General features: G+C 47.8%; 1 protein-coding gene. It reads left to right on the forward strand.

Translation table 11 applies throughout. From position 1 onward, the window contains the following. A partial coding sequence (locus ACYVTD_RS19055) for a P-type ATPase (RefSeq protein ID WP_461249145.1) occupies window positions 1–293 on the forward strand: 293 nt, incomplete at both ends.

The following is a 293-nucleotide window of genomic DNA, read 5'->3' on the forward strand; positions in this document are numbered from 1 at the left end:
TATTTGGGAGCATTCCGTTGGCGACGCCTTCGTTATACTGGCGGTTTTTCTTCTCAATTCGATTTTAGGGGGGATCCAAGAGGGGAAGGCGCAGGCAGCCCTCGCTGCTTTTAAAAAGATGTGCGCCCCGCTCGCGGTAGTCAAAAGAGATGGCGGAATAAAAAAAAATCCAGCCAGTGGTGTTTTCGTAGGAGGTATAGTGATCTTAGAAGCTGGTAGGCAAATCCCTTCCGTCTTTCTTTTGATGGAATCTGCAAACTTAAAAATCGAAGAATCGGCTTTGACGGGCGAGA

It is taken from the genome of Treponema sp. R6D11, assembly GCF_054786075.1.